The following is a 24588-nucleotide window of genomic DNA, read 5'->3' as shown; positions in this document are numbered from 1 at the left end:
CAGGCCGGTACTGCCCCCGCTGCTCAACCGCCGGTAGCCGAACCAGCCCCGGTTGATGAGAAAGCGGCCAAACTGGCGGCGATCCGCGCTGCGAATGCCGCGAAACAGGCCGGTACTGCCCCCGTTGCTCAACCGCCGGCAGCTGAGCCTGCCCCGGTTGACGAGAAAGCCGCCAAGCTCGCAGCGATCCGCGCCGCCAATGCTGCCAAGAAGCAGGCTGAAGAACGCAGCGAAGAGTAAAGAGGTGTGTTATGTACGATATCATTGATGCACTTGTGAATAGCACCCTCGGGTTTGGCTGGCCTTCGTGGCTCATCAGCCTGCTTGGCTATGTGCTGGTGGCAACGCTGCTCTTTGCCGTCGCTCCCTTCCAGATGCTCTTTTTTACCTATTACGAGCGGCGGGCGATTGCACGTATGCAGGATCGGATCGGTCCCAACCGGGTTGGCCCCGAGGGGATCTTTCAGCCGGTCGCCGATGGCGTCAAGATGTTCACGAAAGAGGATATCGTCCCCGATGCCGCCGATAAGTGGGTGCATCTGCTGGCCCCGATTGTGGTCGTCGCCCCTACGATGTTTATGTTTGCTGTGCTGCCTTGGGGTCCGGGCATGGTGCCGGTTGATCTGAATACGGGTCTGCTCTTCTTCTTTGCGATCTCCTCAATCAGTGCGGTGGGCTTGATGATGGCCGGCTGGGCTTCCAATAACAAGTTTGCCTTGCTCGGTGCAATGCGTGCCGTTGCTCAGATGGTGAGCTACGAAATCCCCGCCGTCTTGAGCCTCCTGGCGATTGTGATGATCACCGGCACACTCTCGGTCGTGAGCCTGATCAATGCGCAGGGTGGGCTCTTTATTAGTACCAACGATGTAGCTGGCATTCCAGATTTGGGTCTCGGCTGGTTGATCTTTACCCCAGTGGGTCTGCTTGCTTTTATCTGCTTTTTCATTGCGGCACTGGCCGAGGGCGAGCGCACGCCTTTTGATATTCCCGAGGCTGACTCAGAGATTGTCGCTGGCTATATGACTGAGTACAGCGGGATGAAGTTTGGACTCTTTTATCTGGCGCAATACATCCTCAATTTCCTGCTCTGTGCCATTGCGTCGGTTATCTTTTTTGGTGGCTGGCAAGGCCCCGGTGTCGGGTGGCTCTATGGGATGGCAATTTCGCCCATCAACCCCGATGGGAGTTGGATCTTCAATCTGTTGGCCGGGATGCTCGGGGTCTTCTATTTCTTGGCCAAGACCTATTTCTTCTTTTTTGTGATGATCTGGATCCGTGGGGCGTATCCGCGCTTGCGGGTTGACCAGTTGATGGATTTTGGGTGGAAGTTCTTGATTCCGCTCACCCTCGTCAATGTCTTCAGTGCGGCGATCTGGGTTGCCGTAACGAACTGGGGGGTGGCCGAGGGCTTTGGCCTGGTGGAGGGTTGGTCGCCCATGTTGCGCTGGGGGGTGGCGTTTGTCACTACGCTTGTGCTCAATGGCGCTGCATACGTGATCGTCGCTCGCATATATAATAGTGCCCAGGTCGCACGTAATCGCCTTGATGTTGATGAACTGCGCGAGATCCTTGCGCTACCGCGGTAAGATGTAGGCTCTATGAATACGCTCATTCAGCTAATCTTCGGACTCCTGGCGGCCTTGATCGTCGGCTCGGCGGTGATGGTCGTTTCAGTACGCAATGTTATCCATGCGGCGCTCTGGTTGATCGCCTGCTTTTTTGGCGTTGGGGCGCTCTATCTCTTGCTTGAGGCCGAGTTTATCGCTGTTGCGCAGGTGCTCGTGTATGTGGGGGCCATTTCGATCCTGATCCTTTTTGCCATTATGCTCACCCGCGAGAGCGAAGGCGCACGCTATATGGTGAGTGGCTGGCGCCTCGTGGTGACGGCGATTGTCTGTGTGGCCCTCTTTGGTGCCGTGCTGGTGCCGACGATCTTTACCCATACCTGGAATGTGCCGCCGCCACCGGTGGCAACCCCTGGGAGTCCCGCCCCGCCTGAGGTGCTGGCAGGGGTCGAAGATCTCGGACGAGGCTTTGTCTTTTCGTATATGCTTCAATTTCAGGTGGCGGGCGTCTTGTTGACCGTCGCCCTGATCGGGGCGATTGTGATTGCCTTTGAAGAACGTGCGCGCCGCCGTCGGGTCTTGACCCTGGCTGAAGAGCATGAGGTACGTAAACGACAGAAGCCCGCTCGCCCACCGGTGACTGGTGAGCGGATACCGTCACCCCAGGCGGCCCCGATGTCTGATGGAGAGCAAGGATGACGAACGCAATTCCGCTTGAAGCCGTTTTGATGGTTGCGGCAGCGCTCTTCTGCATTGGCCTCTTTGGTGCCCTCGCCCGGCGCAATATGGTCAGTGTGCTGATGGGCGTTGAGTTGATGCTTAATGCGGTCAATATCAATCTCGTGGCCTTCTGGCGCTACCTTGAGCCGGGCTTTGTGGTTGGGCAGACCTTTGCGATTTTCATTATTACGGTGGCCGCCGCCGAGGCTGCCGTTGGCCTGGCGATGATCATTGCGATCTATCGTACCTGGCTCACCTCGAATGTGGATAATGTCGCGTCAATGAAGGGGTGACGGCACCGCAATGGCTTTTTTTCTCCAGTATGCATGGCTTATTCCGGCCCTCCCGCTTCTGGGATGTGTTCTGATTACCTTCACGCCGTTGCGCCAGAGCAAGGTGGCAAGTGGCTGGGCGACGATTGGTCTGATGATCATGGCAAGCCTGCTGGCCGTCGGGTTGCTGGCTGCGACCGCCCAGGGTCTCGCCGTGCGCGATGGGCAATTGGTGACGCTTGAGAGGGCCGGCCACGGTGAAGCAGATGCCCACGGCGAAGCAGATGCCCACGGTGAGACGAGCAAGGCGGCGTTTGCCTTCCCCGAGCCTAACGTGGTGCAACGGTTTGTCTGGGCACCCACCGGTACGACCAGTTTTGCGATGGGGATCTATCTTGATACCCCGGTTGCCGCGCTGCTCGCGATGGTGACGATTACCTCGGCCTGCATCCACCTCTTCTCGCTGGGCTATATGGCAAGCAATGCCCGCCAGAGTCGCTTCTTTAGCTTTATTTCGCTCTTTACGGCAGCCATGCTGCTGATGGCGATGGCCGATAACCTCTTGCTCTTTTTTATGGCCTGGGAGGTGATGGGCCTCTGTTCCTATCTCTTGATCGGGTTCCTCTATGAGCGCCCGCAGGCGTATCGCGCTGCGATCAAGGCCTTTATTGTCACCCGCATTGGCGATGTGCTGATGCTGCTCGGTCTCGCCTATCTCTATACCCAGGCAGGTAGCCTCGCCTTTGGTACGGCACCGGGCGAGATCTTTAACCCCGAGTTCCTGGCCCGCATTGGCAGCGAGACAAGCGCTGTTGGCCTGAGCCACGCGACGGGCATTGCGCTGCTCATCTTCTGCGGGACGGTTGGCAAGTCGGCACAGTTCCCTTTGCACGTCTGGTTGCCTGATGCGATGGAGGGGCCGACACCCGTGTCGGCGCTGATCCACGCGGCGACGATGGTCTCGGCAGGTGTCTTTTTGCTCGCCCGCACCTTCCCGATCTTCGAGGCTGATAATGGCACGGCGCTGGCGGTGGTTGCCTTTATCGGGGCCTTCACGGCCCTCTTTGCGGCGACAATTGCGGTTGCCCAGTACGATATCAAGCGCATCCTCGCCTATAGCACGCTCTCGCAGCTTGGTTTTATGGTGGCCGTCATTGGCATTGGAGGCTGGGTCGCCGGGATGTTCCACCTGCTTGCCCACGCCTTCTTCAAAGCCCTGCTCTTTCTTGGCTCTGGCTCGATCATCCACGGGATGGAGGCGACCCCCAGGATTGCGGATTTGCACCACAAAGATGAGTACGCCGCTCAGCAGACAGCCCAGGATATTCGCAACATGGGTGGCTTGCGCACACGGATGCCCTGGACGTTCTGGACCTACACGCTCGGGTTCCTGGCGCTGGCCGGGGTGGTGCCGTTTGCCGGCTTCTGGAGCAAAGATGAGATCCTGGCCGATGCCTTCAAGGGTGGGCATTGGGTAGTCTTTACCGTCTTGGCCGTGGCTGCGTTCCTGACGGCGTTTTATATGACGCGCCAGTGGCGGCTCGTCTTCTTTGGGGCATTTCGCGGTGAGCAACCGGTGGTCTATGTCAACCCTGAGCGTCGTGCAGGGCATCACCAAGCTAGCCACGCCCACCATGACGACATGCATGGGCACGACGAGCATCACGCCAATACGGGGGCGCACTGGCACGAAGATCCGTTGATGATTGCGCCGTTGGTCATCCTGGCGAGTTTTGCCGCCCTGGGTGGCCTCTTCAACCTGCCCTTCAGCATTCCTGGCGGTCACTGGCTCAACGATCTCTGGGGGCAAGAGCCAGCGAGTTTTAGTCTGGTTGTGGCGGGGATCTCGTTGCTCATTGCTTTTGGTGGCATCGCGGCAGGCTGGATACTCTATGGGACGGCCTTTAAGACGGCGCAGGAACGCGATCCGCTTGATGTGCGTGCGCCTGGGGTCTTCCGCTTGCTGAACGAGAAATATCGGGTTGATGAGTTCTATCAGGCGAGCATCGTGCGGTTTACGGCTCTGCTCGCCCTCGCCTGGGCCTGGCTTGACAAAGCTATTCTCGATGGCATCATCAACGGGATTGGGCGCGTGACCCTCTTTGTCGGGCGGCTCAATTTCATTGTTGACGATACGGTGCTCAATGATGGCCCCGATGCCGTCGCTGATGGCACCGTCGCAACTGGCAAACGCGCCCGTCGGCTGCAAACTGGCAAGGCGCAGGATTATATCGTCTATGTCTTTGGCGGGGCCGTCATCCTGGCCCTGGTCTATCTCTACGTGCTTTGATGAGCGGCCTGATGACCTGAAGAGTGCTTGAGCTCACCGGGTCGTCGTGTCACAGGTGGTTTCATGTCTTTGCCATCGTATCTTATCCCTTCGCCCGACGGCATGCCGTGGCTAACGCTGCTGCTGCTGTCGCCGCTCGTCGGCATTGCCCTCGTCGGCCTGGCGGGTTGGCTTCGCATGGATGATCGGTTGGTGCGCATCGGGGCCACTGCCTGGATGGGTGTGCCCCTGGCTCTGGCGATGGTTGTCTGGACCCTCTTTGAGCCTGGCGCGGCGGCGGCGGGGCAGGGTGCCGTGCAACTGGTCGAGAAGATGCCGTGGATCAAAGCCGTACGGGTTGACTATTTCCTTGGGGTGGATGGGTTGAGTATGGCCCTCGTGCTGCTGACGGTGGTGATGGCCCCCGTGGCGGGCATAGCTTCGATGGGGGTCACTGATCGCGTCAAGGCTCATTATGCGCTGCTTTTGTTGCTCGAAGCGGCGATGCTTGGGTATTTCCTGGCGCTCGATTTCTTCTTCTTCTTCATCTTCTGGGAATTCAGCCTCGTCCCGGCCTTTTTCCTGATCCAGAACTGGGGGCGTGACAATCGGCGCTATGCGGCCTTTAAGTTCTTTATCTATACGATGGCCGGTTCGCTCGGGATGTTGTTGCTCTTCCAGGTGATCTATCTGGCAATGCGCTACGCTGGTTTACCGACCTTCAATCTGGTGGATCTTGGCCGCGTTGGGCAAGGATTGCCCGTCGAGGGTGTCACAGGTACGCTGCGCGAGATCATCTTTGCCTATATGGATCATCTTGGGGTCGCCAATGTGCTCGGGCGCTACCCGTTGCTCTATACGAGCATTGCGTTCTGGGCGATCTTTATTGCTTTTGCGATCAAGCTTGCCGTTTGGCCTTTCCATACCTGGCTGCCCGATGCCTATACCGAAGCCCCGATTGCGGGCAGTATTCTGCTTAGTGCGGTGATGAGCAAGATGGGGGCCTATGGCATGCTGCGCATTATGCTGCCGTTGGTTCCCGATGCCAGCCAGTATTTCGCCCCGGTGATGGGTGGGTTAGCGTTGATTGGGATTGTGGCTGGTGCATTTGGGGCGCTCGCGAATACTGGGGGCGATATCAAACGCCTCATTGCCTATACCTCGATCAACCATATGGGCTATGTGATGCTGGCCATTGCCGCCGCTGCGGCTATGCCTGGCATGGCGAGCCTTGATAGCCGGGCGATTGCCCTCAATGGCGCAGTGATGCAGATGGTCGCCCACGGGCTCAGCACAGGTGCCCTCTTTTATCTGGCCGGCCTGCTCTATCTGCGCAGTGGAAGCTGGAGCCTCAGTGATTTTGGCGGGTTGCGCGTCGTGGCACCTGCCTTTGCCGGGGTGATGGGTACGGCGATGTTTGCCAATTTGGGCCTGCCCGGTATGGCCGGGTTCGTCGGTGAATTCTTTATCTTCCGGGGGGCCTGGGCTACGCTCCCGCTCTTTACCGGCCTGGCCGTCATTGGCCTGATTGTCACCGCGTTGGCGTTGTTGATCATGTTCCAGCGCATCTTCCTTGGTTCACTCAACGACCGCTGGGATCGCCTGGCCGACCTGCGCCCTGCCGAGATGGGTGTGCTTTTGCCGCTGCTCGCCCTCTTGCTGATACTTGGCGTCTATCCTGCCCCCATTATGGAATTGGGCAATGTGGCTGTCACGGAACTGGTGGCGATCTTTCAACAGGTGTTGCATACCTAAGGTGACGGCGGGGTCTGTTGCCATCAAGAGATGAAAGAAGCATATGGGACTCTTCACGCTCGCAACTGATATTCCCTGGCTGAGCCTGATCTGGCTGAGTATGGCCGTGCCAGCAGTGATCATTGCCCTCATTCCTCATCAGCACAAGGAGGCGATGCGCTGGGTGGGAGCAGTTTTTGCGTTTGCTTCGCTGGTGCTCTCGTTGCTCGTCTTTCTGGCCTATGAGCCGGGACGGGCAGGGTTTCAGTTTGTCGAACGCCTCAATTGGATGCCTCAGCTTGGCATCAGTTATCAGCTTGGCGTTGATGGCATCAGTCTGCCGATGATCTTGCTCAATGGCATTGTGATCTCGACCGGTGCCCTGATGAGTTGGAATATTGATACTCGGGTCAAAGAGTACTGGGTGTTGCTGCTCCTGCTCACGACCGGGGTCTATGGCGTCTTTGTCTCACTCGATCTCTTTCTTTTCTTTGTCTTCTATGAACTGGCTGTCTTGCCAATGTACCTGCTGATTGGCATCTGGGGCAGTACGCGCAAAGAGTATGGCGCGATGAAGCTGACCCTCTTTTTGATGGCCGGCAGCGCTTTGGTGATCATTGGTATGCTGGCCCTCTATTTTGGCTCGGGGCTACGCACGTTTGATATGATCGTGCTGGCACAGAATGTGACCCTGGCCGGTAATGTGCAGCGCATCTTCTTCCCGATGCTCTTTCTCGGCTTTGCGGTGCTCGCCGGTATGTTTCCGTTTCATACCTGGAGCCCGACGGGACACGTGGCGGCCCCAACGGCTGTCAGTATGCTGCACGCCGGCGTGTTGATGAAACTTGGCTCGTATGGCTGTCTGCGGGCCGCGATGTGGCTGATGCCCGCCGGGGCCAATACCTGGTTGCCTGTTGTGGCCGGTCTCGCTCTGCTCAATGTCGTCTATGGGGCGACGATCGCGATGGCGCAACGCGATGCCAAGTATATCATTGGCTATTCGTCGGTGAGCCATATGGGCCTCGTAATGCTTGCCCTCGCGGCGGGAACGCAACTCGCCTTGATGGGGGCCGTGTTGCAGATGTTTGCCCACGGGGTGATGACAGCGCTCTTCTTCTCGGTGGTGGGCCGGATGATCTACGAGCGCGCTCACACCCGTCAGTTACCCGAACTTGGCGGTCTCTATAAGGTGATGCCCTTTGCAACCATCATGTTCATCATCGCTGGTCTCTCGTCGATGGGTATGCCAGGGTTGGCCGGGTTCTGGTCCGAGTTCATTATCTTCCTCGGTGTCTGGGAGCGTTACCCCCTCGTGGCGGTGATCGCAGTGCTCTCGATTCCTATCACCGGAGCCTATATTCTGCGGGCGGTGTGGGCGGTCTTTTTCGATGAAGTCAAAAATCCTGAATTGCTCAAACTACCGAAACTGACCTGGCAAGAGTATACCGGGGCAACGATCCTGGTCTTGATCCTGATTGGCGTCGGGCTCTATCCGGCGATCTTGACTGAACTGATTGATGTCGGGGTGCGGCCGATTGTGGCCCAGTTGGAGGGGATTACCCTCGCGGGGAGATAAGACGTGTTTCAGATTACTGACATCCCGCGGCTGTTGCCCGAGATTCTCTTGCTGGTGCTGGCGCTGCTGGTGCTTGGCTCTGATATTTTTGAGAAATGGGGGCGTACGCAAGAGGCCCAGCTTGAACGGGTACGCTCGTCGGCGTCGCTCACCGCGATTGGTCTGGGCTTGATCTTCTTCATTGCGCTCGTGCAGAGTGGCTATATCCCCTTTACCGTCGTCCCCGAGACGGCTGCACCAAACTTTTTTATTAACATTGTGCGCAACCTGCAGGCAGGTGGGCCAGTGGGTGAACCGATCACTGGTGCGTTTGCGACGGATCACCTGACGATGATCAGCCGTCTGACCCTGATCGGGGCGGCCCTGCTGACGAGTCTGCTTTGTCTGGACTATCGCCCTACGGCGCATCCCGCCGAGTTTTATGCGCTGATCCTCTTTGCAACGCTGGGGATGTGCTTGATGGCCGGGGCGACTGAGTTGATCATTGCCTACCTGGCGATCGAATTGACCAGCATTCCCCTGTACATCCTGGCGGGTTACTTCCGCAACGACATGCGTTCGTCGGAAGCGGGCATGAAATACTTCCTCTTTGGTGCCCTCTCGTCGGGCATTCTGCTCTATGGAATGAGCCTGACCTATGGTTTTACGGCGAGTGCGCTGGCGGGGAACAGCCTGGGCAACAACCTGACCGAATTTGCCCAGATTGCTTCGCTGGCCCGCATCGCCGACAATCAGGGGATCTTGACGCTGGGCATGATCTTTATGATCGCCGGCCTTGGCTACAAGCTTGCCGTTGTCCCCTTCCACGGCTGGTCGCCCGATGTCTATCAGGGTGCGCCAACGCCAATTACAGCGTTTGTCTCGACGGCCTCGAAGATGGCTGGTTTCATTCTGCTGTTGCGTTTGCTCACCACAGCCTTCCCTGGCTTGACTGGAACGGCCGTCTGGGGCGAATTGAGTGGTTGGACAAGTGCGCTGGCGCTGCTGGCAGTGTTGACGCTGATTGTTGGTAACCTGGCTGCCTTGCCGCAGACCAACGCCAAGCGGTTGCTCGCCTGGTCGAGCGTGGCCCAGGCCGGCTTTGTCTTGCTGGCGTTTGTCGCATGGGCAGCCCCGCAGACCTTTGACCGTGACCAGGGCACGGTCGCCCTGCTCTACTATCTGATCGTTTACACCCTAACCAACCTGGGAGCCTTCGGGGCGCTGGCGGCAGTCAGTATGGCTGTGGGTGGCGATGAGATTGCCGATTTGAACGGACTGGCGCGGCGCAACCTGGGCTTGGCCGTCTTGATGGCAATCTGCGTCCTCTCACTGGCCGGGATACCGCCGCTGGCGGGTTTCTTCGCCAAATTCTATGTCTTTATGGTAAGCTGGCAGTCTGGTGCCGAGTGGCTCGTTGTGATCGCAGTCTTGACTACGGTCATCAGCCTCTACTACTACCTGCGGCTGCTCAAGGCCATGTTTATGGAACCGCCAGCCGCTGAGACCCCTGTAACGGCACCGCCCGGGATCACTGCCGCCGTTGTGATTGCCGCCGCTGGTCTGATCATCCTTGGTCTCTTCCCGAATCTCATTCTGGGCATACTCAGTCAAGTACAGACAGTGGCCGGGTTTTAAATGCAGTGCAATTCTATGTGACGCCAAACGGGCTTGTCTATCTCAACCAGATTTTGCTCACGATGCTCTTCAGTGGCTATCTGGTTGTAATGGCATTGCGCTCAGAGCGTCGCTATACCTGGTTGCTCGCCGGTTTTTTTATCACCCTCACCGCCTTCCTTGGGACACTCTGGCTGGAAGTGAGCTTCTTACCGACCCCACGGCTCTATAGCGTGCTTGCACAGAATAGCCTGCTTGGCCTTGCCCTGATCTTTCTTTTGCAATTTGCCTATCATTTTCCTGTGCTCCCACCACGCTGGCGCATCGAGGCGCGGATCGTCTTGATCTTCAGCAGCCTCTATACGCTCGGCGAGGTTGGGTATGCCGCGTATCGTCTCTGGAGGCTCCAACAGGGGATTGTCCTGTTTCGCCACGAGTCGATCGACTATCTCTTGTTGGGGATCTTTCTGTGGGTACCGCTTGTGCTTGTGCGACAGATCTACCTGCTCACACCAGTGTCAAGCGACAGAGGGCGATCACAGTGGCTCGCTCCCTTCTTGAAACCGAGTAACTCGGAAGCGAGCACGATTCGGGTCTTCACGGTCATCTTTTTCTTTGTTGCTTCGCTCAATCTCATTTCCATTCTGCTGCATACCACGCTGATTCTGACGACGGTGGCGAATGCTATGCTGTCGCTTGGTATTCTCGCGGCTATATTTGGCTTTGTCATCAGTTATCTCAATGCGCAACCCGAGACAACATCATTTCTGGTGCGGATGATCGGGATCAGCCTTATCACCAACATGGGCTTGATCGGCATCGTCGGGTGGATCGTTAGCACCAACCGTGAAACGAGTTTTACGGTTGAGATCCCCCGCCAGCAAAGCTTCCGCTTTACCCCCAATGAAGCAGGCGGCTATGATGTCGATCGGGTGCCCTTTCAGTTCAAGACCACGCGAGGCGAAGAACTTCAGTTGAATGTGCATGCATTGCACGAATGCAGTTCTGCCCTTACCTTTGCCTTCCCGTTCTTTGGGCAAGATCACGAACACCTCTATGCCTGCTATGATGGTGTGGTGAGTTTTGATGCACCAGTTCGCTATCGTTCGTTCCAGTACTTTTATGGCGCAGGTACCCCTTTGATGCTTGCGCTCTTGCTCGATTTCGACCACCGGCAGAGTTCAGGGAGTGTTTTTGCCTATCAACAGGACGACCAACTGATTATTACCTGGGAGCGAATGCGCAATGCGTATCGGCCTGTCGATGAATACACCTTTCAGGCAGTCTTGTATAGCAATGGGATTTTTGAGTTCAACTATGCCGAACGACCCGAGGTCTTGCATTACTATCCCAATGATGCACCAGGGGCGAATCCTTGGATGATCGGTGCGGTACCTGGTCAACTCCGTGGCCCTATGCCTCAGTTGATGACCCTGGATCGCCTTCCGGTCAGCAGCGGATCAGAGGGTGTGATCAAGGATTATCTCGTCGAATATCGCCAACACTTGCATAGTCTGCTTCATCCGCTTGTGCAACTCTTCTTCGCCACAAACATTTTGATCCTGGTCGCCTTTCCGTTCTTCTTCCGAGTAACCCTGTTACGACCCCTGAATGCGCTTCTGGCGAGTGTCCAGGCGATGGAGTCAGGACGCTATCCTTCCAATGTGCGGATCTACTATCAGGACGAAGTCGGCTTTCTCACGAAGGCGTTTCAGCGGCTCTCGACGGAACTTGCCGATCTGATCCAGACCCTCGAAGAACGGGTGGCCGACCGTACCGCCGAGCTTGATGCCTCCAATGCCCAACTGCGTACCGAGATGAGCAAACGTCAAGAGGCGCAGGTGCAGGCGTTGCAGCACCAGCGTACGTTGGCCGTGCTGGAGGAACGATATCGTCTGGGGCGTGAATTGCACGATAGTCTTGGGCAGGTCTTTGGCTCGATCAATCTTCAGGCCCAGGCGCTCGAAGCCTTCTTGCGCAACCGAGATACCCTGGCGGCTGAGCAAGCCAGTCGCCACATTGGTGAGGCGGCCCGCCAGGGGCATGCCGATGTACGTAGCTTTATCCTCGGCCTGCGACAGACCTCTGTCCAGGGTTTCTGGGAGATGCTGAACCATACCCTTGACGAAGTTCGGCTACGCAGCAACCTGACGCTCACCCTGCACGCGCCTGAGCCCTGGCAAGAAGCGTGGCTCTCACCGATAGGGCAGTTGCATCTGTTGCGCATTTTGCAGGAAGCGTTGCACAATGCTGAGCAGCACGCCCAGGCAGCACGTATTGACGTAACCTTCGAACGAAAGGGCACCTTGCTGCTTGTAACCATTCAGGACGATGGGCAGGGGTTTGTACGGCACAGTGATGATCCTTATCCAGCAGCGCTCATCCCGAGGCCGCCAGAATCAGGTCATTTTGGCCTGAAGACGATGGAAGAACGAGCGCGTGAGTTAGGGGGAGGGGTGGAATTTTATACTGCACCTGGCCTAGGCACGCGCATCCTGGTAACCTGTCCCCTTGAACGGGTTGAAGAAGAACCGCATACCACTCTTCCGATGCGCCCGTTGCGGGTTGTGCTTGTCGACGATCACCCGATGTTTCTGGAAGGTCTGCGGAATTTTCTGACGGCCCATGGAATGCAAGTGATAGGCACGGGATCGGATGGCGAAGAGGCGCAAATGTTGGCACGAACCTTGCGCCCCGACTTGCTCGTCATCGATTTGCAGATGCCCCGTTGCGATGGTCTTGAAGCGACCCGCCGCATCACCGCCGAATGGCCCGAGGCACGCATTGTGGTCTTGACGGTCTCGGCCGAAGAAACGTTGCTCTTTGAAGCGCTGAAGGCCGGTGCCTCGGGCTATTTGCTCAAAAACATGCAAGCCGACGACCTTTTTCTCCTCCTGGCGGGCCTTGAGCAAGGTGCCCCGCCCATTGCCCCAGAGCTGGCCCAACGTATTGACGTTGAATTGGCACGCCAGGAAGCGGAAGAACTTGCCGTAGAAGCGCGGCTCACCCCCAAGCAGCGGAACATCCTTACCCTCGTTGCCCAAGGCCTCACCTACCGTGAAGTGGCTCAGACCGTTCATCTCAGTGAAGCGGCGATCAAATACCATATGAAACAGATCCTCAGCCGTCTCCATCTCGCCAACCGTGCTGAAGCAGTGGCGTATGCGCGTCGCAGCGGGATGGTTGTTGAGCATCCTAAAAACGAGGAGGCTGAAAGTTCTCTTAAGTAGCACAAACGCTACCTCCCTTGAGGCAACCCTCTGTCAGCATGGAAGCTGAATCGTACCTTATACTTTTTCTATCCTTTACTGACAGGCTTAATGGCTGTAGTATAATACATGGTAGTAAGGGGATATATTTTTGTCGCCATGCTATCTCTGCGGCCACGAAGCCCCAGAAACAAAAGAGAAACCGGCAACGACTGCCCATTTCTTCCAGAGCAGGAGACACCACCATGCATAAGGCCTACACAGCTATCTTTATTGGCAAACCTGATGCGGCAGATCTCGCGATGTTACAAGGAGTGCGTGTTCTTGTTGACATTGAGGTGGTTGTAGACAGTGAAGATGCCTATCGTTGTATCAACGATGTCAAACCCGATTACGTTCTGCTTCCCGTTACCCTCTCGGATACCAGTATCCTCAGAATATTTCATGAGCTGCGCACAACTGGACGCACGTGTGTCGTTGTGATCACCGAGCAAACAATCACGGCCTTTAATGGACGAGGATATCGGTGGCGCAGGACAGCCAGCAAAACCTCAGACGGGCTTGACTCACTGCTTGCATGGGGGAAATGGCCTGTTGCGGTGGTCTACAAGCACTCACTTCAGCCCATACGTATCAGCGGCCAATCTGTCCAAGATGGTCGGTCAGGTAAGGTTGTGACGTTGCCGGTGGCTGTCCCTCAGGATGCAGCTGCGGATTAAGGGCTTATGCACAGAAGTATCGACCACACCGTGTGGTCGGTACTTCTGTGCATATCCTTATTGCGCCAGGACTGGTTCTGCCTGGGCGGCTTTCTTCGCAGCGTGCTCTTGCTCAGCGAGGTACCAGGTGGCTTCCATTGCGGCGCGGCAGCCTTCACCGGCAGCAGTGATCGCCTGACGATAGACATGGTCAACGACATCGCCAGCGGCAAAGATGCCGGGGATGTTGGTGCGCTGTCGACCATCGGTCACAATATACCCCCCTTCGTCGAGCGTCAACAGATCGGTGAACAGGCTCGTGTTGGGCACATGACCAATGTACGGGAAGACACCGTCAACTTCAATATCACTCGTCTCTTCCGTCTTGAGGTTCCGCAGCCGCACCCCGGTGACTTTGTCGTCACCGAGAATTGCATCAACGGTGCTGTCCCAGACAAAACGCACCTTCTCGTTGCCAAAAGCCCGCTCTTGCAGCACCGGGTCGGCACGCAGGCTGTCGCGCCGGTGGACAATGATTAGTTCATCGACATAACGCGTAAGGAAGAGCCCCTCATCGAGGGCGCTGTTGCCACCGCCGACCACGACAACCTTCTTGCCCCGGAAAAAGAAGCCATCACACGTGGCACAATAGCTTACCCCTCGGTTGGCGAGTTCCTCTTCACCAGGAACATGGAGCTTGCGAGGTGAAGCACCCGTCGAGATGATCAGGGTATCGGCGGTAAGCTGGTCGCCATCGTCGGTGTGCAAGACAAACGGACGTACCGAGGCGTCAATCTTGGTGACCAGGGTGTCTTTGAACTGAGTGCCAAAACGGGCGGCCTGCTTCTCCATATTATCAGCTAGATCAAAGCCACCAATGCCCTCGACAAACCCAGGATAATTCTCGACCTCCGAGGTGGTCGCAATCAACCCACCTGGCTGCAAACCACGTACCACCAGTGGCTCAAGATTTGCCCGTGCCGCATAGAGCGCTGCCGTAAGCCCGGCAGGGCCTGAACCGATGATGACAACTTTGCTATGCATATACATGACTCCTTTTTTTAATCTCCATAAGTATACCCCCCACCGGTATATGATTATACCTTAGTATACCACATTCTGACAAGTGCTCATGGGCTGTCGCCCAAACAATCCATGCGTGTGCTGGCGTAAACGGCCAGCGAAGCTGGCCGTTTACGCCAGCACACGCATGCTTCTTGGGGGCCGCAGGCCCCCAAACCCCCAGCCGGAGGCGACACATTCCCTGGCAACTCAGGGCGTAGCCACAGCAGCGCTGTGGCTACGCCCTGCCACAATCCTTACCCCTGGCACGACCGGGGCTGAACCGGTGCCCATATAGAGCCAGGTCACCTGGTAGCCATGCGAGCGCAGGCGCAGAAGGGCGGCACGTGTAGCTTCACTGTTGACGCAGCCAATCAGAAGCACGGTTGCCCCCGGAGGCAGTTCGGTCGTGCTGAGGTTGAGCAGACGACCAATCGGCATCACCGAGTAGGTCGTCAGCCGCGCCAGGGTCTCCATCATCAACCCAAACTGGGCGGGGCTCCGTCCGGCAGGCAGGTGCGCCAGATGTTCGTGCTCGGCGGGCATGCCATTGACATAGAGGCCAACGGGATCGCGGGCTTCTAGCCCGAGGCGCGCCACCGTTGCGGCCGCACTGATCATGCGCTCGACCTGTTCAGGATCAATGCCTTCGTAGTAGAATTCAAAGGTGTCGAGATCGAGAAAGATGACCAGGGTTCGCGACGTTGCTGGTTCATAAACGCGACTCTGGAGTTTGCCGGTACGGGCGGTGGCCGCCCAGTGGACATCTTTCAGCGGATCGGTCGGGCTATAGTCACGTACGCCTATGGTGCGCAGCGGGTCACGCAACAGCGAGGGTGCGCGGAGATCGCCGAGCGGGTTGCGTGCGGGCAAGCCCAGTTCTTCGACTGGCAAGAAACGTGGATAGACGAGCAGCGGCGTAAAGACCTCAAGGGTTGCATCGCAATCATAGAGTCCAAAAGGGTCGCCGCTGCGCAGTTGCACCGGCCCAAGGCGATAGGCACCACGGGCACGCAGGCGGATACGGTAGCGCCAGACGATGCTTTCGTACCAGCGCAGGCTCGTGCGGCGCTGCAACAGATTGCTGCGCCCCAGGCGGCGTGGCTCTGTGCCACCTTCGAGCTGCAGGTTACCCGGCAGTTCATCGTCCACCTGCAAGCGTGCGAGCGGCAACAGCTTGCGATTCGTGACCTTGATCGTCAACGTAAGCTCATCGCCCGGAAAAGCACGGGTCTGACTCAGCTGGCGTTCATACGCAACCCGCACCAGCGCCCAGCGACTCCAGATGCGGGCCAACCCGGCTGTCACGAGCAGCATGCCCGTCAAGAGGGCCAGACTCGTTTGCCCAAAGATGAGTGCGCCCAGCAGGACAAGGCCGAGCAGCGTCAACGTTGCCTGTTGAAACATCGCTCGCTCTTCGTTATGGTGGCGTAGCTTCGTCGGCCAGCTTACGGCGTCCGAGGGGCAAGGTAAAGCTAAAGCGCGAGCCTTTGCCGAGTTGGCTCTCGACCCAGATGTGCCCACCGTGGGCCTCGATAATCGCACGGGTGAGAAAAAGCCCCAGCCCCGAGCCCTGGGTTTCACGCCGGAGGCGCGTATCAATGCGGTAGAAACGGCGAAAGATCGCCTCTTGCTCTTCTGGGGCAATGCCGACGCCCTGGTCACTCACATAGCAGATGGCGTGGTCGCCGTCGGGCCATCCGCCAATGCGGATCATGCCCCCTTCGGGGCTGTATTTGACTGCATTCGAGACCAGATTGGCGAGTACCTGGCGGATGCGTTCATAATCTCCCTGGACAGGCGGCATATCCTCGGGAAACCGCAACTCGAACTCAAACTGTTCACCGGCAGTGGGGACAAAGCTCCGCACCACATCGCTGGCAAGGATCGGTAACGGGAAATCCGCTATCTCAAGCCGCGTCCCATCGGCCATCAAACGCGAAACATCCAGGAGATCCTGGATCTGACGAGCAAGGCGGTCGGCCTCTTCCTCGATCACCGTGAGACCATCGCGGTACTGTTGCGCACTAAAGGTGGCATCGTCGCGGCGTAGCGTGCCGGCATAGCCTTTAATAATGCTCACGGGGGTTTTCAACTCGTGTGAAATCACCGAAATAAACGTACTCTGCAACTCTTCGTCTTGCTTCTGCGCGGTAATGTCACGGATATTGGCAATGGCCCCAAGAAACTGGCCCTGATGACTGCGTTGCGGCGCATAGCGGCTCTGCACAAAGAGCGACCGGCCATCACGGGTAAGCATACGGCCCTCCACCACAGGATTTGCCGCAAAGGGCAGGCGCTGGAGTGGGCAATCAGTGAGACAGATATTGATACCCTGCCCATTTTCAATCGCGAGCACCTCGGCACAGGGGCGCCCGAGCGCCTCTTCGCGACTCCAGCCTGTCAAGGCCTCCATCGCCTTATTAAACGTCGTAATGCGCCAGCGGCTATCAATAATCATCACCCCATCAGCTGACTGTTCGATCATCGCATCGAGGCGTTGCTTCTCGCGCAGGACACTCTGATAGAGGCGCGCATTCGAGACAGCAATCGCCGCCTGGTCGGCAAAATCCTGCAGCACCTGCCGATCATCAGCCGAAAAAGCAACATTGAGCGCCGCCCGGAAGACATAGATCACCCCGACGGGCGTATCGCGGAGGGTCAGAGGCAACGCAATCATCTGGCGCAGGGTCAAACCGGTATCAGTCGCCACTTCGCGCAGCACCACTTCGCCACGGCGTCCAAGCTCAGACGGAGGCAACGTCAAGAGGCGGGCAAAGGCAGGCCATTCATTCCGTGGCAACCCTGATGAGGCCCGGATGCGCAACTCATCACCTGCCTCTTCATCATAGAGGGCAATGAGGCCCGACGTTCCCGCCGTCATCTCGACGGCATAGCCAATCGTCAACGAGAGCACACTCAGCAGATCGAGCTGTGCGGTCATCGCCCGGCTAATCTGGAGCAGATATTCGCGCTGGAGCAAACGATGATCGCTAGAATTGAGCATAATCCCTCAAGCCCCATTGCGTTGCTGGTCGAACAAGCCAGTTACGCTGGCCCGTTCGACCAGCAACGCAAGACTGCACCCCACAGCCATCCCGCCGGAGGCGCTTTCCCCTTACACAGGGGGCCAGGGCACATTAGGGCCAGGGCCAGGGGTTGGAAAGACGCCAGTGGTGATCAAACGATCCAGGCGACGGCGCAGGGCGCGCACCTCACCCTTGTCGAGCAGGCCATCAAGCACGGCAACCACATCATCCTGAGCCTCAAAGCGGCTACGCAGGCGACACAAGCCATCAAGCACATCAGGCGGCAAGGGTTCACCAACAAAATCCCAGATCACCGTGCGCAGTTTTGGCTCGACATGGAAACAGAGGCCATGGTCAATTGCCCAGAGTCGTCGATCCGAACCTTTGAGGCAGTGTCCACTCTTACGATCAGCATTATTCACCAGACAATCGAAGGCGCAGAGCCGACGGATTGTCGCGTCATAGCCACCCTCTTTGAGCATGGTGAAGAGATGCGACTCTTCATCATTGGAGATAAAGAGTTGCAGTGTACCCACGCCATACGGCCCATCACGTACGACGGTTGGGGGCACAAGCCCAAAGCCGAGGCCCTCAGAGATCACATAGGCAGCGGCCTCACGTTTATAGAGTGTCCCGCGTGGGAAATCCCAGAGCGGGCGCTCACCGCGTTTTGGTTTGTAGATCCCGAGTAACTCGAGTCCATTGTGTTGTACGGTTGCAAGCAGGGTATAGTTGCTACTATACGGCATCGAAGCGGCAACCTCAAGCTGCCCTGAAGCAAGTGCCTCAAGCACGCGGGCAATACTAACTTCTTGTGGTTGCATCTCTTCGTCCATAGGGGGCTGCCTACTGTTTGGTCATGACGGGGCCGTGACCGTTACGTTGGGGGCAGAAATGCCCGACGGGATCGATTGGGCGGCCACAATTGCCACAAATAGGGCGTCCTGCGGCGACCACCTGCGCTGCGTGGATCGCAAGGGCGCGCATCTGGGGGCGCGATGCCGATAACCGCGCTGTTGGGGGCTCGCTCTCGTCATCGTCTTCAAGCCCTTGCGCCAGCAATATCACCAGATCGCGTTCAGCGTCATAGCCAAGGCCCATCTGCGCCACCCGGAATTCTGGTTCAAGCGGCTCTTCAAGGCTCATATCGGCAATAAAGAGATCGTCCGATGTCGTGAGGCGTGGATTTTTTTCGGCAAGCGTATCAAGCAAACGCGAAATGGCCTCGGCCAGGGCACGCACCTGTTCCTTCTCGGCAGCGAGGGTAATCAAGCGTGCGCCACGGCGGGCCTGCACATAAAAGACACGTTGTCCGCGAGGGCCTACTGCGCCTGCGGTAATACGCTGTACGGCGTCCAGGTCATACGTAAATTCAGACATGCTCCTGCTCTCCAGCTGGGGCTGAGGCACTGGTATCAGCAGATACCGATGGCTCAGGCGGCGGGACAGGTTTTGGCCGTAGATGTTCAAGTGAACCAGTATCATTGAGCGCAAGCAGGCGTGGCCCCATTGGTTCAAAGGCAATGGCGTTGAGCGAACAGGGATTGATGATCAGGCGCTGAAAGAGATCAATATGTATGCCAACGTAATAGGCAACTGCAAGCTTAATCAAATCCGCATGGGAACAAACGATAATCATCTCTTTGGGATGCTGAGCACGCAACCCATCAAGGGCTTGCACCATGCGCATCTGAGCCTCACCAATTGACTCGCCGTTGGGAAAGCGGGTACCACTCGGGTAAAACTGCACGCCCGGCCACAGCTCGTGTTTGTACAATTCTTTCAGTTCGGCGCCTTGCCATTCGCCATAGCGTACTTCGCCAATCCCTTCAACCAGGCGCAAGGGCAAGCCACGCGGCTGAGCCAGGGCGGTTGCGGTCTCAACGCAACGTTCAAGGGGGCTGGTATAGCATGCGACAATGGGCAGATCGCCGAGACGCTCACTCAGGGCAACGGCCTGACGTTTGCCCTCTTCATTCAAATGCACCCCGGGTGTCCAACCCGCCAGCCGACCATGCACCCAATCATTCGTGCCGTGCCGGATCAGCAGCATCAAGGTCACATCCTGCTCCTTGGTCTTGGTGATTCTTCATATGTATGATACCACAAACCAGAGGGCAACGTCCTCTGGTTTTTTGGCAGGGCTTGCTGCCCCCAAGAAAGTTGTGAGGGCCTCAGCCCTCCACGTACTGCGCAAGGGAGCGCATGCCCATGCGCAGTACGGTTGTTGACCGCCCGAACGTCAACGTACAGTAGGTCGTTCGTCGAGCACAACGTCAAGCGTGAGTTCGGCTCCATCGCGTAAGACCGTAACCTTGACAGTCTCACCAGGCGTGTGGCGCAGCAGTAACTGGCGCAACGAGGTATTGTAGTCGATGCGTGTGCTGTCAATGGCGGTAATAATATCGCCTTCACGGATGCCTGCACGGTCTGCGGCACTGCCAGGCTCGACTGCGGCTTGCCCACGAAGCCCGCTCTGGATGAAGGCACCATTTTGCACAGGCAATTCAAACTCGGCGGCCACGTTGCCATCAATGGGAAGATAACGCACGCCGAGAAACGGATAACGCACTTCGCCCGTCGCGATCAGTTGATCCATCACACTACGAAAAATCGTACTTGGCACGGCAAATCCGAGGCCTTCGACCGGCGCACTTGACCCCAAATCAAAGTCACTTCGGACAACAAGGGTGTTAATGCCAACTACTTCACCATTGAGGTTGATCAACGGCCCCCCACTGTTGCCACTGTTGATTGCGGCATCCGTCTGAATCAAACCCTCCATCGAACCAACCGAACGATTGAGGGCACTGACAACACCAGACGTGACTGTGTTGCGGAAGTTCCCAAGGGGACTGCCGATCGCCAGCACCTGCTCGCCGGGTTGCAAAGCTGCTGCGTCGCCAATTTTGGCCACCGCCGGCATATCGCCGTTGACCCGAATAATCGCAATATCGTTGAGCGCATCGGCACCAATTAATTCAGCTTCGCGGCGGCTGCTATCAGCAAAGACGACGGCAAGCTGTGTGGCCCCTTGAATAACGTGGTTGTTGGTGATGATGTAACCATCTTCACTCACAATCACCCCACTACCACTGCCCATACCAGTGGTACTACGGTTGAGCACCGTCACGACTGCAGGGCCTACTTGTTGCACCGCAGCGACCGCAGGACTGATCGCCGTGTTCGGGATCATGCGTTCGGCCTCGCCGGTCGGTTGCGTAGTGAGGTCTGTCGTTGCGAGTTCAGCGCGTACCGGCTGAGCCAGCACTGTGCTGGCGGTAGCCTGTTGTCGATTGACCATGAGGGCCGTAAAACCACCAGCAACCGCCCCACCACCAATGCCAATAAAGAGACCAAGCAAGAGCATCACCAGAAGCAGCAGCGGATTTGTCCTGTATGATTGTTCCATAAGCCACCTACCTTTATCTTTGATTTCTGTTTTGATTGATTTCAGTATGCACTAGCAGCCTGAGCAGCAATTTAACTTTGCATAAGAACATGATGAGAAAAAGGTTCTGGGTGGCAGCAAAAAAGCCAGCGTCGCTGGCTTTTTTGCTGCCACCCAGATGAAAAGGTAACGCTTGGTGCCTATGGATAGATCCCTCGGGTGGCAACGGCATCGGCGACACGGCGTACCGCAAGCGCACCGGCAGCGGTCCGCAGATGTACCTGATGCTGTTGGGCCATCTCTACAACCTGGTGGAACGAGCGCTGCATTATCCGTTCGAGTTGCGCATTCACTTCACGCTCAGACCAGAAGAATGACTGGAGCCCTTGCACCCATTCAAAATAGCTTACCGTCACTCCTCCAGCCCCGGCCAGAATATCAGGCACAACCATAACCCCCTGGTCGAAGAGGATCTCATCGGCTTCAGGCGTGGTCGGGCCATTGGCTGCCTCGGCAACAATGCGGGCGCGCACATAGGGTGCCCGGGCACCATCAATGCTCTGCGCTAGGGCCGCAGGAATGAGAATATCGCAATCAAGCTCGATCAGGGTCGCATTGCTGATCTGGTCGCCCTCGGGATAGCCGACGACACTGCCAGTCGCTTCTTTGTGCAGGGCAACGGCAGCAGGATCAAGGCCACGTGGATGATAGACTCCGCCCTGGCTATCGCTCACAGCGACGATGGTCGCACCAAGGGCATGCAACATACGGGCGATGCTTGCCCCGGCGTTGCCAAAACCCTGGATAGCGACCCTGCTGTTGGCAAGATTGATCCCCGCGTGTGCGACTGCCTCAATCAAGATATAGACGAGACCGCGGGCGGTTGCTTCGTGACGGCCCTCTGAGCCACCTATCGTGAGCGGCTTGCCCGTTACAATTGCGGGGACGGTATAGCCCTGATGCATCGAGATCGTATCCATAATCCAAGCCATAATCTGGGGGTTCGTGTTGACGTCAGGGGCGGGAATATCACGATCAGGGCCAATCACCAAACTGATCTCACTGGCATAGCGTCGGGTCAGGCGTTCGATTTCATGCTGCGAAAACTGCTTGGGATCAACGATCACACCGCCTTTGGCCCCGCCATAGGGTAGATGTGTCACCGCACATTTCCACGACATCCACATTGCCAGCGCACGCACTTCATCGAGTGTAAGCGACGGATGATAGCGTATGCCGCCCTTGGTGGGCCCCCGTGACAGGTTGTGCTGGACACGATACCCTGTGAACATACGCGTTGTGCCATCATCGAGTTTGACCGGAAAGTTGACGCTTAGTTCGCGCTGGGGTACCCGCAAAATGCCGCGTAAGCCAGCGGGCAGGTCAAGCAGATCGGCCGCACGATCAAATTGACGCTGGGCAATCGTAAACAAATTCTCGGTCGTGTCTGGCAACGTTTCAAACACCATTGGTTGCATGCTCCTCGTCACTGAGTAGGTTCGACACCAGTTGGTGGCATCTTCTTTGATGTCCCATATCCTTATTGTACCACGCTGCTGCGGCGTGATCAGCGGGCGGCATTCACAAAACGACGAACACGTTCCACATCAACAGGATTGGCGATCGCCCCATCTCCTTTGATGCTGCTGCCAACAATGACCCCATCTGCGATCGCCATAAAGGCGCCAATATTATGTTCGTCAGTGCCTGAACCCAGCAAAATAGGTGTGGTCCCTGCAAGGTGGCGTGCCTCACGGAGCTTGGCGAGATCAGGGGCATCACCCGTCATGCGCCCTGAGACAATCAGCGCATCGGCCCCAAAAAAGCGTGTCCATTCAATATGGGTTGCCAGATCAATCCCTGGAAAACGCACCGAATGTTTTTTATCCACATCGGCAAAAATCTTGATCGACTCGGCCTCGAGCTCGGTGCGTCGGCGCAACAGATCCGCCGCACACCCTTCGTCCCACGAGCCAGCATCCCAGACCCCCGCACCGGTAAACATACAGACACGGATGAAATCGGCCCCGGCCGCGATGGCAATCGCGAGCAACGCAACGCCACCGTTGTGAACCAGATTAATGCCGAGGGGCAACTCGGGAACCGCTTCACGCACGGCACGCGCAACCACCGCATGGGCCGCAATGCTTTCGGGTTGCACATGGGGGCCAGCGCGAAAGGGAATATCCCACATGTTTTCCACAATCAACCCGTGACAGCCACCTTCGGCCAGGGCGGTCGCATCACGCACGGCCTGTTCAATAATCGTTGCCATCCCATAGCCACGATAACCAGGCGCACCTGGCAGGGGCCAACAGTGAACCATGCCAATGACTGGTCGCGGGGTCGTGAACATTTCACCCAGATGGGTCATCCTCAGGGCGTCAAGGCGTTCTTTCCAGGGTGGAGCCATAGCGTATCTTCCTTTGTCGTTAGCTTCCCGATGCGACCGGGGCCAGCAGATAGTGCAGACCGTAGGTGAGCCGCATGGCTAATTCCGCGCGGGTTGGAATAGCATCAGCGGCCCCTGAACGGGTTGCCGTCAGCGCACCCATGGTGTTCGCCAGGGTTGCACACTCGCGCACCTCGGCCCCGCGCAGACAGGCCCAGGCATACGCTGCCGCAAAGGCATCACCACACCCATTTGTGTCAACAACCTTGACGACCGGAGGCAACACATCGAGCCGTACCCGCCCATCGGCAATGCTGCATCCCTGGGCACCACGCTTGATCACAACGTGCGCTACGCCGCATTGCAACAGGCGATCTAGGGCCTGCTGGAGACTCATACCGGGCAAGAGCGCCCGTAGTTCGTCCTCGTTCATCGTCAATAACCAGAGCTGGGGCAGCATCGCGAAGACAACCTCGCGAGCCTGCTGAATCGCGGGCAGGCAGAGATCGAGGGCCACGGGAAGAGCGCGCTCAAAAGCTAGTTGGGCCAGCTGCAGAGCCGCACATTGCTGTGAACCTTCTAACAGAGCATGGGCACAAAGAAAGAGCAAGTCGCACGTATCAAGCAGATGAGTCGGCAAGGCCTCGCCATGATAACGCAGATTAGCCCCGCGAAAACTAACAAAGGTGCGCTGCCCTCCCGGCGAGACAATCACTCCACAAAGGCCCGTGGCAACCTCGCTGTCGGTTTGCACCCAGCGCAGATCGAGGCCAGCTTTACGTGCCGTCGCTTGCACGACTTCAGCCGCCGGATCATCGCCTATCCGCCCAAGCAAGGCGACCTGTGCCCCAAGACGACTGAACGCAATCGCGCTATTCAAACCGGTTCCTCCACTGTGCCAGCGCAGACGTTGAGCCGAAATATCACCACCCTCATTAGGAAATGATGGCACAATAAAGCTAAGATCTGCGTTGATATCACCGAGCACAAGGACGGTAGCTCCTGCTGTTTCAGGTATCATATCTCTCAGCCATTCTTATGAGGTTTTATCTTGCTGCTGACGCTGACAGTAGTG

At 57.3% G+C, this 24588-nt stretch carries 19 protein-coding genes and 1 pseudogene; 10 read left to right on the top strand and 10 right to left on the bottom strand.

All coding sequences use genetic code 11. The features are described from left to right. The 10 genes and pseudogenes from EKD05_RS04380 to EKD05_RS04335 form a co-directional block, all read left to right on the top strand. A pseudogene (locus EKD05_RS04380) lies at nucleotides 1-240 on the top strand (4Fe-4S ferredoxin); the annotation flags it as partial. An 11-nt stretch (nucleotides 241-251) separates the two neighbouring features. After that, entirely contained in the window at nucleotides 252-1586 is a 1335-nt protein-coding gene (gene nuoH / locus EKD05_RS04375; protein WP_129671214.1) for an NADH-quinone oxidoreductase subunit NuoH, read from the top strand. Between the two features lie 12 nt (nucleotides 1587-1598). Beyond that, entirely contained in the window at nucleotides 1599-2264 is a 666-nt protein-coding gene (locus EKD05_RS04370; RefSeq protein WP_129671213.1) for an NADH-quinone oxidoreductase subunit J, read from the top strand. Next, on the top strand, nucleotides 2261-2578 hold the full coding sequence (nuoK, locus tag EKD05_RS04365) for an NADH-quinone oxidoreductase subunit NuoK (RefSeq protein ID WP_097655208.1): 318 nt from the start codon (nucleotides 2261-2263) through the stop codon (nucleotides 2576-2578). The genes EKD05_RS04370 and nuoK overlap by 4 nt, the downstream gene beginning before the upstream one ends. Before the next feature lie 10 nt (nucleotides 2579-2588). After that, nucleotides 2589-4847 (top strand): NADH-quinone oxidoreductase subunit L, encoded by a 2259-nt coding sequence (locus EKD05_RS04360; protein ID WP_129671212.1) that lies wholly within the window; start codon nucleotides 2589-2591, stop codon nucleotides 4845-4847. A 63-nt stretch (nucleotides 4848-4910) separates the two neighbouring features. Beyond that, nucleotides 4911-6581 carry a NuoM family protein gene (locus tag EKD05_RS04355; RefSeq protein WP_129671211.1) on the top strand — a complete coding sequence of 557 codons (1671 nt, stop codon included), beginning with the start codon at nucleotides 4911-4913 and terminating at the stop codon, nucleotides 6579-6581. A 43-nt stretch (nucleotides 6582-6624) separates the two neighbouring features. Beyond that, nucleotides 6625-8136 (top strand): NuoM family protein, encoded by a 1512-nt coding sequence (locus tag EKD05_RS04350; RefSeq protein WP_129671210.1) that lies wholly within the window; start codon nucleotides 6625-6627, stop codon nucleotides 8134-8136. 3 nt (nucleotides 8137-8139) lie between these two features. Then, on the top strand, nucleotides 8140-9753 hold the full coding sequence (locus tag EKD05_RS04345; RefSeq protein WP_129671209.1) for an NADH-quinone oxidoreductase subunit N: 1614 nt from the start codon (nucleotides 8140-8142) through the stop codon (nucleotides 9751-9753). A 5-nt stretch (nucleotides 9754-9758) separates the two neighbouring features. Continuing rightward, nucleotides 9759-12962, top strand: coding sequence for a hybrid sensor histidine kinase/response regulator transcription factor (locus tag EKD05_RS04340; protein ID WP_165360584.1), 3204 nt, complete (start codon nucleotides 9759-9761; stop codon nucleotides 12960-12962). A gap of 224 nt (nucleotides 12963-13186) precedes the next feature. After that, nucleotides 13187-13660, top strand: coding sequence for a hypothetical protein (locus EKD05_RS04335; protein WP_129671207.1), 474 nt, complete (start codon nucleotides 13187-13189; stop codon nucleotides 13658-13660). Between the two features lie 57 nt (nucleotides 13661-13717). Here the strand turns inward: EKD05_RS04335 and trxB are convergent, their stop codons facing one another. From trxB to EKD05_RS04285, 10 genes are all read right to left on the bottom strand, one after another. Continuing rightward, a complete protein-coding gene (trxB, locus tag EKD05_RS04330; protein ID WP_129671206.1) occupies nucleotides 13718-14683 on the bottom strand; it encodes a thioredoxin-disulfide reductase in 966 nt (321 codons plus the stop codon). A gap of 228 nt (nucleotides 14684-14911) precedes the next feature. Then, entirely contained in the window at nucleotides 14912-16108 is a 1197-nt protein-coding gene (locus tag EKD05_RS04325; RefSeq protein ID WP_129671205.1) for a DUF58 domain-containing protein, read from the bottom strand. 13 nt (nucleotides 16109-16121) lie between these two features. Continuing rightward, nucleotides 16122-17708 (bottom strand): ATP-binding protein, encoded by a 1587-nt coding sequence (locus EKD05_RS04320; protein ID WP_129671204.1) that lies wholly within the window; start codon nucleotides 17706-17708, stop codon nucleotides 16122-16124. Nucleotides 17709-17819: 111 nt separating this feature from the next. Next, the gene (locus tag EKD05_RS04315) at nucleotides 17820-18566 is read right to left on the bottom strand and encodes an SCO1664 family protein (RefSeq protein ID WP_240695629.1); all 747 of its coding nucleotides are present in this window, start codon (nucleotides 18564-18566) and stop codon (nucleotides 17820-17822) included. 10 nt (nucleotides 18567-18576) lie between these two features. Further along, the gene (locus tag EKD05_RS04310) at nucleotides 18577-19110 is read right to left on the bottom strand and encodes a DUF3090 family protein (protein WP_129671203.1); all 534 of its coding nucleotides are present in this window, start codon (nucleotides 19108-19110) and stop codon (nucleotides 18577-18579) included. Next, nucleotides 19103-19783, bottom strand: a complete 681-nt coding sequence (locus EKD05_RS04305) for an MSMEG_4193 family putative phosphomutase (protein ID WP_129671225.1) — start codon at nucleotides 19781-19783, stop codon at nucleotides 19103-19105. Before EKD05_RS04305 ends, EKD05_RS04310 begins: the two co-directional genes overlap by 8 nt. Before the next feature lie 189 nt (nucleotides 19784-19972). Further along, nucleotides 19973-21142: a S1C family serine protease gene (locus EKD05_RS04300; protein WP_129671202.1), complete on the bottom strand. Its 1170-nt coding sequence runs from the start codon at nucleotides 21140-21142 to the stop codon at nucleotides 19973-19975. A 179-nt stretch (nucleotides 21143-21321) separates the two neighbouring features. Next, nucleotides 21322-22590 (bottom strand): Glu/Leu/Phe/Val dehydrogenase, encoded by a 1269-nt coding sequence (locus EKD05_RS04295; protein ID WP_129671201.1) that lies wholly within the window; start codon nucleotides 22588-22590, stop codon nucleotides 21322-21324. A gap of 98 nt (nucleotides 22591-22688) precedes the next feature. Next, nucleotides 22689-23534 carry a BtpA/SgcQ family protein gene (locus EKD05_RS04290; protein ID WP_129671200.1) on the bottom strand — a complete coding sequence of 282 codons (846 nt, stop codon included), beginning with the start codon at nucleotides 23532-23534 and terminating at the stop codon, nucleotides 22689-22691. 19 nt (nucleotides 23535-23553) lie between these two features. Then, complete coding sequence (locus tag EKD05_RS04285) at nucleotides 23554-24534, bottom strand: carbohydrate kinase family protein (protein ID WP_129671199.1); 981 nt, start codon at nucleotides 24532-24534, stop codon at nucleotides 23554-23556. Nucleotides 24535-24588: the final 54 nt, after the last annotated feature.

The organism is Candidatus Chloroploca sp. Khr17 (assembly GCF_004138165.1).
Classification (GTDB): Bacteria; Chloroflexota; Chloroflexia; order Chloroflexales; family Chloroflexaceae; genus Chloroploca.
This window is presented reverse-complemented; position numbering and strand designations above follow the sequence as displayed.